The sequence below is a fragment of the Streptomyces sp. NPDC056948 genome, assembly GCF_042674225.1.
Lineage (GTDB): Bacteria > Actinomycetota > Actinomycetes > Streptomycetales > Streptomycetaceae > Streptomyces > Streptomyces purpurascens.
In genome coordinates, this window is the sequence record NZ_JBHUQX010000335.1 from 1 (window position 1) to 10743 (window position 10743).

Below are 10743 nucleotides of genomic sequence, written 5' to 3' on the forward strand. Positions count from 1 at the left end.
GTGCCGGACGGATCACGTCCGGCACCCGGGAACAGCTACCGGGACGAGGTGGTGCGCCCGCGGCGGTACATCATCACTCCGCCGACGATCAGGGCGGCGCTGGCTGCCGAAGCGGCCGCCATGGCCTCACTGCCGGTCTCGGCAAGCTGGGGCACCGTGCCCTCCTCCACTTCCTCTTCCTCGGAGGTGGACGACGTCTCGGTGTCCGGAGTCGTGGAGTCCGGGGTCTCGTGGTCCGGCCTGGAGGGGACCTCCTTGACCGGAGGCGTCTTCTCCTCGTCCGTCGACGGAGTGTCGTGGTGGTGGTCGTGGCCGTAGCCGCCACCGGACGACTCGTTCTCGCAGTCGTTGCCGTACGCCGTGTTGAACAGCGCGCCGCCGTTGACGGAGTTGCCGCACACGTTCGTGGGCGCGTCGACCGGGAGCTGCACGTTGTTCCCGGAGCCCAGACCGGGAGAACCCTTCACGACCGCGGACGCGTCCGCACCCGAGTCGTGGTGCTTCGGCTTGTGCGAGGTGTTCTCGCAGGAGTTGCCGATCGCCTTGTTGAACGCCGCGAGTCCGTTGACGGTGTTGCCGCACAGGTTCACCGGCACGTGGACCGGCGCCTGCACGCTGTTCCCGGAGAGCACACCAGGGGAGTCCTTCGCCACTCCTGACGCATCGGCGTCAGCCAGGGCGGGGCTGCCGTACAGGGACAGAAGCCCCGTGGCCGCGGCCGCCGCGAACGCTCCCTTGCTCAGGGTCTGTCGCAATGTAGTCGTCCTCCTGCTTGAAGAAAGCGGCAGCGGTGAAAATCGCAGCGCCGCATGCTCTACTGCCTCATCAACCCGGCGCGGGAGGATTGGTTCCGCAGGTTCACCCGGTTGGCCCGCCGTGCGGGCGAAGGCCGGGAGGCTTATCGGTCCCGCCCGCGGGCCGCCTGTTCGATGGCCTCGGCCAGGTCGCCCACGGCCCCGTCCTCGGTGCTCCCGGCCAACGCGTGGGCGCGGTCGGCGAGTTCTTTGAAGCCGGCCGGGGCTCCCGGGATGCGGTCCTCTCCCCGGCGGAGGGCGTCGGCGAAGTAGGCCGCCACCGCGGTCACCTGGAAGCGGCTCGGGGCGGCACGCGGGGAGTCGTGGAGGGCGTCGGTCTCGAGGTCGCCGGACTCCTCGTGGGGGTCGCGGGTGTCCGGGTCGAGCCAGCGGACGGTGGCGGTGGCGAGGTGGCCTTCGGCGCCCGGCTCGGTGCGCACGGCGTACAGGGCGGTGACGGTGTGGCCGGGGCCGACCTCGCCGCCGTCGACACGGTCGTCGCGGAAGTCCTCGTCGGCGACACGGCGGTTGTCGTAGCCGATCAGGCGGAACTCCTCGACGGTCCCGGGGTCGAAGGCGACCTGGGCCTTGGCGTCACGGGCGGTGAGGTCGATGTGGCGCGGGAGCTGCTCGCAGAAGACCTTGCGGGCCTCGCCCGGGTCGGACACGTAGACGGTGTGGCCGTCGCCCTTGTCGGCGAGGTTCTCCATGAGGGCGTCGCCGTAGTCGCTGCCCACGCCGACGCCGAAGAGGGTGATGCCGTGCTCGCGGCGTTCGCCGGAGATCCGCTCCAGGATGGCGTCCGCGTCGGTGTCGCCGGTGTTGGCGAGGGCGTCGGAGACGAGGACGACCCGGTTGGTGGCGCCCTCGCGCAGGCCCTCGACGGCCTGTTCGTAGCCGGTCTCGACGCCCGCTCCGAGGTTGGTGGAGCTCTGGATCTCCAGCTCGGCGATGGCGTCGTGGATCTCGTCGCGGTTGCCGTCGAGGCGGGTCATGGGCAGGACGGTCTCGGCCTCGTCGCTGAAGGTGACGAGGGCGACCGAGTCGTCGTCGCGCAGCCGGTCCGTCATCACGGCGAGGGACTCCTGGGCGAGGTCCAGACGGCCCGGTTCTGCCATGGAGCCGGAGACGTCGATGACGAAGGTGAGGGCGGCGGGCGGGCGTTCGCCGGTGCGTTCCGCGGAGCGGGTGGCGAGGCCGACGCGGACCAGGGACCAGTCCTCGTCGTCGGTGCGGGCGCCGTCGACGGTGACCGAGAAGCCGTCGCCGTCCGGGCGTTCGTAGTCCTGGCGGAAGCTGTTGACGAACTCCTCGGGGCGGACCGTCGAGGGGTCGGGGAAGCGGCCGTCGGCGAGGGCGCGGCGGGCGTAGTCGTAGGAGGCGGTGTCGACGTCGAGGGCGAAGGTGGAGAGGTTCCGGGGGTTCTCCCGGCGGTCGTCCCGCTGTTCGCTGCGTTCGGCGCCCTGAGTGGGCGCGCTGTAGCCGTCACGGTCGGCGGAATTGCTGCCCCCGCTGCTGTCGGCGCTGCCGCTGCACGCGGTGAGCAGGAGTCCGCTCGCCGCTGTGAGGGCGAGCAACAGTTTTCGTGTCCGGTACCGCTCCATCGTCCGTGCCCCCTGGGTCCGTTGGTGTCGGCTTCTTGCGACTGTGACGGCGCAGGGGGTGAGAACGTGCGGTACGGGGCGTTGCGGAAGCGTCTCGAAGCGGCCACGGAGACGGGCCGTCGAGACCGGTGGGAGATCCTCCGTTGACCTAGGAGACGACGTCCTTTCGGGCGAAACCGCGGAAGGCCAGGGCGAACAGCACGAGCGCGTACGTTACGGAAATCGACGTGCCCTGGATCATGTCCGACCACTCCAACTGCGGCCGCACGGCGTCGAGCCAGGCGTACTGCCAGTGCGCGGGCAGGAAGTGGCGCCAGTCGCCGAGGGCCGTCACCTCGTCGAGGACGCTGCCGATGATGGTCAGGAACACCGCGCCGCCGACCGCGCCGAGCGGTGCGTCCGTCCGGGTCGACAGATAGAACGCGAGGGCGGCGGTGACCAGTTGGGACACCATGATGTACGCGACGACGATCAGGATGCGCTGGGCCGCCGTGCCCGTGGACAGACTGCCGCCGGTGGGCAGTTCGAGCGGGCCCCAGCCGTAGGCGACCGTGCCGACGGCGAGGGCGACGACCGGGAGCAGGACCATCGCCGCGAGGCTCAGGGTGAGTCCGACGGCGAGCTTGGACCACAGCAGCCGGGCCCGGGGCACGGGCGCGGCGAGCAGGTAGCGCAGGGAGGACCAGCTCGCCTCCGAGGCGACCGTGTCCCCGCAGAACAGGGCGACGGGGATGACGAGGAGGAAGCCGGCGGCGGAGAAGAGGTTGACCGCCGCGAAGTTCGCCCCGGACGCGGTGGCCGTGTCCATGAGGTTCACCCGGTTGTTGTTGCCGCCCGGGTTGCCGCCGACCTGGAAGGCGATCAGCAGGATGATCGGCAGGGCGAACAGGACGCCGCCCATGACCATCGTGCGGCGCCGCTTGAGCTGCCGGACGAGCTCGACCCGCAGGGGCAGGGTGCGGCCCGCGCGGTAGCCGTCGGCGACCTCGACGGGCGGCTCGGCGAGCTTGCTCATGCTTCGGCTCCGATCAGGGTGAGGAAGGCGTCCTCCAGGCGGCGGTGCGGGCCGACCGACCGCACCGGCACGTCCAGCCGTACGAGTTCGGCGACCAGGCGCTGCGGGGAGCCGTCGGCGTCGAGCTGGACCAGGAGGCCCTCGTCGGTGCGCACGGCCGAGACGACGCCCGGCAGCGCGGTGACCTTCTCCACGACGGGCTCGTCCACCGGCGTGGCCGTGCCCACCAGGAGCGTGTCGCCCGAGCCGACGATGTCCTCGACCGGGCCCGCCTGGACGAGCTGTCCGTGGTCCATCACGACCAGGTGGGTGCAGGTCTGCTCCACCTCCGCGAGGAGATGGCTGGAGACGATGACCGTGCGCCCCGCGGCGGCGTAGCGGATCATCACCTCGCGCATCTCGCGGATCTGGGGCGGGTCGAGGCCGTTGGTCGGTTCGTCGAGGATGAGCAGGTCCGGCAGGCCGAGCATGGCCTGCGCGATGGCGAGCCGCTGGCGCATGCCCTGGGAGTAGGTGCGCACCGCGCGGGCGAGCGCGTCGCCCAGGCCAGCGATCTCCAGGGCCTCCTCCATGTGCGCGTCCTCGGCGGGGCGGCCGGTGGCGCGCCAGTACAGCTCCAGGTTCTCGCGGCCGGACAGGTGCGGCAGGAAGCCCGCGCCCTCGACGAAGGCGCCGACCCGGGAGAGGACCGGGGCGCCCGCGCTGATGGCGTGGCCGAAGACGCGGATCTCGCCGCCGTCCGGCTTGATCAGGCCCATCAGCATGCGCAGGGTGGTCGTCTTCCCCGCTCCGTTGGGGCCGAGGAGACCCAGCACCTGGCCCTTCTCCACGCGGAAGGACAGGTCTTTGACGGCGTACCGGTCGGACGACTTCGCGTAGCGCTTGGTCAGGTCCGTGATCTGCAGTGGGACTTCGGCGAGCTCGGGGTCGGGCGGGGCGGGGGCCGCGGTGCGACGGTGGCCCGTGATGAGCAGCGCCAGGGCGATCACCGCGCCGGCGATCGGCATCCACCACACCCAGGCGGGCAGCCCGCCCTCGGTGTCGCGCTGCCCGAGGGCCGAGGGGACCTTCAGATCGCCCTTGAGGGAGACGGTGTACGTCGCCGGGGAGACCGGGGAGGCGTAGCCGAGGTCCGTCGAGGCGAGGACCAGGCGCAGCCGGTGGCCGTCGTCGATCTCGTGGTCGATCGCCGGGAGGGTGATCGTGACGTCCTTGCCTGCCTTCGCGCCCTCGACCCTGAGGGGCGTGACGAGCTGGGAGGGCAGGACCTGCTGGGAGGCGCCGCCGGGGCCGACGTCGTAGACCTTCGCGAAGAGCACGGCGTCGTCGCTGGTGGACTTCACGTGGACGGTGGCCGTGGGCGATCCGGTGATCTGGACGTCTTCGCCGAAGGGCTTCGACTCGAACGCGGCGAACTGGCCGGGGAAGTCGAGCGAGATGCCGATGCCGAGCGTGGAGAGCTGGCTGAGGCCGCCGGCGCCGCCGAGGCCGGGCAGGGCGGAGACGCCGGGCGGGCTGGCGCCGGGCGGGTTGTCGAAGCGCTGCTCACGGCCGGCCAGGGCGATGGAGCGCTGCTCGGCCTCCAGGCCGGGGTAACGGTCCGAGGTCACGCCGGTCAGGCGGGGTTCGCCGTCGCCGGAGCCCGTGCCGAGGGTGCGGGTGACGCGGAAGGCGGGGCCGGTGTCGGCGCCCTTGTCATCCTTCAGATAGCGGTCGAACCAGGTGGTGACACGGTCCTGGACGCGGCCGGTCTCCATGTCGCCGCCGTCGTGGCCGCCCGCGATCCAGTCGACGTCGACGGGGGCGCCGTTGGCGCGGATGGCCTTCGCGGCCTGGTCGGCCTGGCCGAGCGGGAAGAGGGAGTCGGACTGGCCCTGCATCAGCAGGGTCGGCACGTCGATGTCCTTGCCCACGGCGGACGGTGAGCGCTCCTCGAGCAGCTTGCGCGCCTCGGCGTCCGGCGTGCCCGACTCGGCGACCCGCTCGTACATCCGGCACAGCGCGGGCTCGAACTTCTCGCAGCCGCCGCCGGAGTTGACGAAGATGCCGGCCCACAGCTTCTTGAACACGTCGTTCGGGAACAGCGCGTCGGCGAGGTTCCAGTACGTGATCGCCGGGGCGATGGCGTCGACCCGGTCGTCGTGCCCCGCCGTCAGCAGCGCGATGGCGCCGCCGTACGAGCCGCCCGCCATCCCTACGCGCGGATCTCCGGGCTTGTCGAGCTCGACCTGGGGCTGCTTCGCCAGCCAGTCGAGGAGCTTCGAGACGTCGGCGACCTCGCCCTTCGGGTCGTTCAGGCCGATCTTCCCGTTCGACTTGCCGAAGCCGCGCGCCGACCAGGTCAGGACCGCGTAGCCGTCTCTGGCGAGGCCCTCGGCCTGCTGCCGTACGTCGTTCTTGCTGCCGCCGAAGCCGTGGCCGAGCAGCACGGCGGGGCGGCGGCCGTCGCCGCCGGAGGTGAAGTACGAGGTGTCGACGCGCACGCCGTCGCCGGTGGCCAGGGTCCGGTCTTCGCGGTGGACCGGGGGCGTCTCGTCGTTCGCGACGGCCGTCCACGTTCCCGCACCCGCGAGCACGACGACGGCGGCCCCGGCGGCAAGGAGCCTCCGGGGCCTCCGAAGCAGCCCGTGGAGTCCGGGCAGTCGAAGATCCATGCGTCAACGGTACGGGGTCAACCTGTCGAACAGTTGTCGACCGGAGACTGAAGTGGCATCACTCCCAGGGGAGTACACGCCACTCCCGCCGTACCGCATCCGCAGTACGGAGATCGAAGATCGCGCCCCTTCCTTACGGCACCTTTTCCCCGTCGGCCACACAAGCATCACGGGAAAATGTCCAGAAAGGGCCTGGGAGAGCAATTCCCTGACTGCCATGCTGTGCCGCACCCGAGTGCCTGCTGAACGAAGGCGGGAACAATCACATGACAGGTGGGACCGCACTTCCAGGGTCAGGGCATCTCGACGACCGCCAGCATCGTGTACGCCGCAGCCCGCTCCTCTTCACGGCACCCGTCATTCTCCTCGCCGCACTGATCGCGATGACGGTCTGGGAAATAACGAAAGGGAACCTCTCCCAGGAAGTCAGGCTGCACTGGCCCTGGCGAATTACGCTACTCGGCCAGGAAGCGTTGGGCAGCCTGCTCGCCGTCGCACTCGGTTTCGTCTTCGCACGCGCTCAATATTCGAGGACAGTGAAGCCCATCATCGGCTGGAACGGCCATGTGAGTGTCGACGCGCCCGGCATGAACAGCAAGTTCGTGTGGGTCGTGGGGGTCCGGAACGGGGGAATGCACAGCGCCGTCGTGGAGAGCGTCGACTACCACGTTCAGGCGGCAGGCCAACAAGTCCCCGCCGCGCACGTCCAGTGGCAGGGCTACCAGGCCACCCTCACGGAGCTTGAGTCACTGGGCCTGGAGATCGGAAAGGACTTCGATCTGGAGCCTCTCGGCTCCGGATGGCCACTCAGTACCGACATCGATCGCAAGGGCATGTACGCCGCCCGCTTTTCAATTCCTGCGATCTCCATGCTCGACAACCTGTACATCCGTATACGCGTGACCGACGCCGTAGGGGATACCCATGAGCGAATCGTTCACTGCCTCCGTGGAGCCGAGGTCGAAATGCGAAGCGCCCAAGCCACCGACGAGTCATGAGCGAGCCTCTTCAGTGTCCGAGCCCAGCTTCCCGGTAAAGGGAGACTCCGCACCCGGGACGGAGGCAATAGATGACGGAGGCTGGCCTGTCACATTCAGCTCCTGCATCTGAGGGGCACGACGTTTCTGCTGCGCCACCATTGCAGCAGTTCGTCGTCAAGGTACACAGCCGCTGCGACCTGGCATGCGATCACTGCTACGTCTATACGCACGCAGACCACAGCTGGCGCGGCCGGCCCCCGGTCATCTCCCGCGACGTGCTCGCCCAGACCGCCGGGAGAATAGCCGAACACGCATCCGCTCATAGGCTGGACACCGTGCACGTCATCCTGCACGGGGGTGAACCTCTCCTGGTCGGCCACACGCGACTGCGCGACATGGCGGAGGAACTCCGCTCGGCGCTGGAGGGCCGCAGCCGCCTTGATCTGCGGGTCCAGACGAACGCCGTCCGCCTGGACGAGCACTTCTGTGAGCTCTTCCGGGAATACGACATCAAGGTCGGCGTATCGCTGGACGGCGACCGTGCCGCGCACGACCGCCATCGCCGCTTCGCGGACGGCCGCGGCAGCCATGACCTCGCCCTCGATGCCGTACGGCTTCTCCAACGGCCCCGCTATCGGCATCTCTTCGCAGGACTGCTGTGCACGGTCGACCCGGAGAACGACCCGCTGAGGGTCTTCTCGGCTCTCCTGGAACTGGATCCTCCGAAGATCGACTTCCTGTTGCCCCACGCCACTTGGGAGAACCCACCCCCTCGCCCCGGGCCGGAGACGACCCCCTACGCCGACTGGCTGATCACTATTGCCGATGAGTGGTTCGCCACCGGCTGTCCCGTGCCGGTACGGCTCTTCGAGTCCGTCCTCAGTCTCCTCACAGGCGGCCCGGCTCTCGTCGAGTCGACCGGGACCACTTCGGTCGACCATGTCGTGATCGAGACCGACGGCACCTACGAACAGGCGGACTCACTCAAGACCGCCTATCACGGGGCACCCGCTACAGGCCTGGACGTCTTCTCTCACTCCCTCGACTCGGTCGCCAACCACCCCGGTCTGCGTGAGCGCCGACGCGGCGTCGCGGATCTGTGCGCCACATGCAGGTCGTGTCCGGTCGTGAACGTGTGCGGTGGGGGTCTTTACGCCCATCGGTTCCGTTCGGGCAACGCGTTCGACAACCCCTCGGTCTACTGCCTCGACCTGATGAAACTGATCACCTACTTCCAGGAACGACTCCGGCTTCTGACCCGGCCCGGGCAAGCCGGCGCAGAAAGGTCATGATGCGGACACTCGACGGACGCTCTCACCCGCCTGCCATCGACGAGGAGACCCTGACCGAGGAATTTCGTGCTCTTGGGATCGGCCCAGGCGGAGCCCTCCTGACCCATTCCTCACTGCGCAGCCTCGGCCCTGTGCGAGGCGAGAGCCGGGCAGTGGTGCGTGCGCTCCGTGCGGCGCTCGGGCCCGAGGGCACACTCGTCGTTCCGGCCTTCACGCCAGAGAATTCCGATACCTCACGCGCCTATCGGCAGCGTATTCAGGGATGCACCGAGCAACAGGTCGAGGAACTGCGGAGGGCCATGCCTCCGTACGATCCCCGGCGCACGCCCGCCCCGTCGATGGGGCGGCTCGCCGAAGAGGTGAGGACTCTTCCCGAAGCACTTCGCAGCGACCATCCTCAGACGTCGTTCGCGGCCGTCGGCCCGCTCGCCCGCATGATCGTGTCCGACCATGCCCCCGACTGCCACCTAGGAGAACGGTCCCCGCTGGCCCGGCTGTACAAGGAGGGCGCCAAGGTGCTGCTCCTCGGAGTGGGGTTCGCCTCCTGCACCGCGTTCCACCTGGCCGAATACCGTGTGGCGGACCGGCCGTTGCAGGAGTACCACTGCGTTGTCCGGGCCCGAGGCGAGCGCACATGGTGGACCTACACGGACGTGGCGCTCGACGACAGCGACTTCACCACCGTCGGCAGGTCCTTCCAGGACAGCGGGGCTCCCGTCCGCACCGGCAGGGTGGGCAGGAGCACGGCCCGGCTGTTCGGCGTCAGGGAGGCCGTCGATCACGCGGTGACGTGGATGTCCGCCCATCGGCCGGGCCGCCCGGACTGAGGACCTCAAGCCCGCGTGTCCTCCGGGACCGTCACCAGCCACCGCGTCTCCCGGCGGGGGCGGAGGTACAGGGCCCAGTACAAAGTCGCCGCGGCCGCGATGCCGCCGGTCCACAGGAGGTGGCGGGGCTCCTGCTGGACAAGGACGTACGTGAGGACCGTGATCAGCAGGACCGGGGCCGTCGGCCACAGGGGCATGCGCCAGGCCGGGGTGTGCTTGTGGGGGGTTCGGCGGGCGAGCAGGGCGGCGATCGCGACCAGGAGGTACATGCCGGTGACCGAGACGCCTGTGACGCCGTACAAGGTGTCCAGGTTCACGAAGCACAGGGCCGCGCCGGGGACGCCCACCGCGAGGGTGGAGATCCAGGGGGAGCCGAAGCGGCCGAGGCGGGAGAAGAGGGTGTTCACCGGGGCGGGCCAGGCCTTGTCGCGGGCCGAGGCGAACAGGACGCGGGAGTTCTGGATGACCATGACGATCCCGGCGTTGATGATCGCGAGGGCCACGCAGAGGCTGACGAACGTGCCGACGGCCGAGTTGGACCAGGCGGTGACCATGGCGGAGATGTCCCCGCCGGTCAGCTCGGCGAGGTCGGAGGCGCCCAGGGTGATGGCGACGACCGGCACCAGGATGATCACGGCGGAGATGCCGAGGGTGGCCAGGACCGTACGGGCGACCGTGCGGCGCGGGTTCTCCAGTTCCTCGGAGAGGTAGACCGCGGTGGAGAAGCCCTGGGTGACGAACAGGGCGATCGCGAGGCCGGAGACCACGAGCAGGGCCGTGACGGTGTCCGGGGCGCCGCTCGGGCCTGCCACCCGCATCGAGACCAGGCTGTCCGGGCCGCGTTCGGCGTGGGTGAAGCCCAGGACCGCCACCACGGCCGCCGCGATGACCTCCAGGACCAGGAAGACGCCGGTGATCCAGGCGTTGGCGCGCAGGTCGAGCAGGCCGGCGAGGGTGGCGAGCAGCATGACCGAGGCGCCCGTCCAGGACGGGTCGAGATGGGCGACCGGGGCGAGGTAGTCGGCCGTGCCCATCGCGATGACCGGCGGGACGATCATCACGACCAGGAGCGAGAGGACGAAGACCAGCCAGCCCGCCAGACGGCCGGCCAGCGTCGAGACCATCGCGTACTCGCCGCCCGCGCTGGGGATGAGGGTGCCCAGCTCCGCGTAGCAGAACGCCACCGCGACGCAGAGCAGCGAGCCGATGGCGATGGTCAGGGCGGTGGCGGTGCCGAGCGAGCCGAACAGGTCGGGGACCACCACGAACAGCGTGGAGGCGGGGGTCACGCAGGAGAGGGTGAGGAGGGTGCCGCCGACGACTCCGATGGAGCGCTTGAGCTTCCTGGGGTGACGGTCCGGCGCGTGCGCCACGGCTGTCTCGACAGGACGGAGCGTGTCGGTCATGCGGCGGTTCCCATCGGCTCGGCGGTGGATGTGCGCAGCATCGAACCCCGACGAAAAGCAGCCCGTCAATGCCCCTTTGCCTGCGAAATCCGCAGCAGAAACGCGACCTGACTGTCCTTTTGAGTACCTGAGGTCAGTGGGAACAGGTCCGGGGGCGCCTGCGAGAACCGC

Annotated in this window: 7 protein-coding genes and 1 pseudogene; 3 read left to right on the plus strand and 5 right to left on the minus strand. The window is 69.7% G+C overall.

Annotated features, from left to right (window positions below):
- Positions 1-35 precede the first annotated feature (35 nt).
- The 4 genes from ACFTZL_RS32950 to ACFTZL_RS32965 form a co-directional block, all read right to left on the minus strand.
- A complete protein-coding gene (locus ACFTZL_RS32950) occupies positions 36-755 on the minus strand; it encodes a chaplin (protein WP_382590288.1) in 720 nt (239 codons plus the stop codon).
- A 143-nt stretch (positions 756-898) separates the two neighbouring features.
- Positions 899-2398 carry a von Willebrand factor type A domain-containing protein gene (locus ACFTZL_RS32955; protein WP_382590291.1) on the minus strand — a complete coding sequence of 500 codons (1500 nt, stop codon included), beginning with the start codon at positions 2396-2398 and terminating at the stop codon, positions 899-901.
- Positions 2399-2546: 148 nt separating this feature from the next.
- The gene (locus ACFTZL_RS32960) at positions 2547-3413 is read right to left on the minus strand and encodes an ABC transporter permease (protein ID WP_382590294.1); all 867 of its coding nucleotides are present in this window, start codon (positions 3411-3413) and stop codon (positions 2547-2549) included.
- Positions 3410-6067, minus strand: a complete 2658-nt coding sequence (locus tag ACFTZL_RS32965; protein ID WP_382590297.1) for a CocE/NonD family hydrolase — start codon at positions 6065-6067, stop codon at positions 3410-3412. Before ACFTZL_RS32965 ends, ACFTZL_RS32960 begins: the two co-directional genes overlap by 4 nt.
- 266 nt (positions 6068-6333) lie before the next feature.
- Here ACFTZL_RS32965 and ACFTZL_RS32970 point away from each other — a divergent pair, with 266 nt between their 5' ends.
- The 3 genes and pseudogenes from ACFTZL_RS32970 to ACFTZL_RS32980 all read left to right on the plus strand — a co-directional run bounded on the left by ACFTZL_RS32970 (position 6334) and on the right by ACFTZL_RS32980 (position 9166).
- The gene (locus ACFTZL_RS32970) at positions 6334-7065 is read left to right on the plus strand and encodes a hypothetical protein (RefSeq protein ID WP_382590300.1); all 732 of its coding nucleotides are present in this window, start codon (positions 6334-6336) and stop codon (positions 7063-7065) included.
- A 140-nt stretch (positions 7066-7205) separates the two neighbouring features.
- Positions 7206-8291 (plus strand): annotated as a pseudogene (locus ACFTZL_RS32975) (FxsB family cyclophane-forming radical SAM/SPASM peptide maturase); the annotation flags it as partial.
- Between the two features lie 47 nt (positions 8292-8338).
- The gene (locus ACFTZL_RS32980; RefSeq protein ID WP_382590306.1) at positions 8339-9166 is read left to right on the plus strand and encodes an aminoglycoside N(3)-acetyltransferase; all 828 of its coding nucleotides are present in this window, start codon (positions 8339-8341) and stop codon (positions 9164-9166) included.
- A gap of 5 nt (positions 9167-9171) precedes the next feature.
- Here the strand turns inward: ACFTZL_RS32980 and ACFTZL_RS32985 are convergent, their stop codons facing one another.
- Entirely contained in the window at positions 9172-10572 is a 1401-nt protein-coding gene (locus ACFTZL_RS32985; protein ID WP_382590303.1) for an APC family permease, read from the minus strand.
- Positions 10573-10743: the final 171 nt, after the last annotated feature.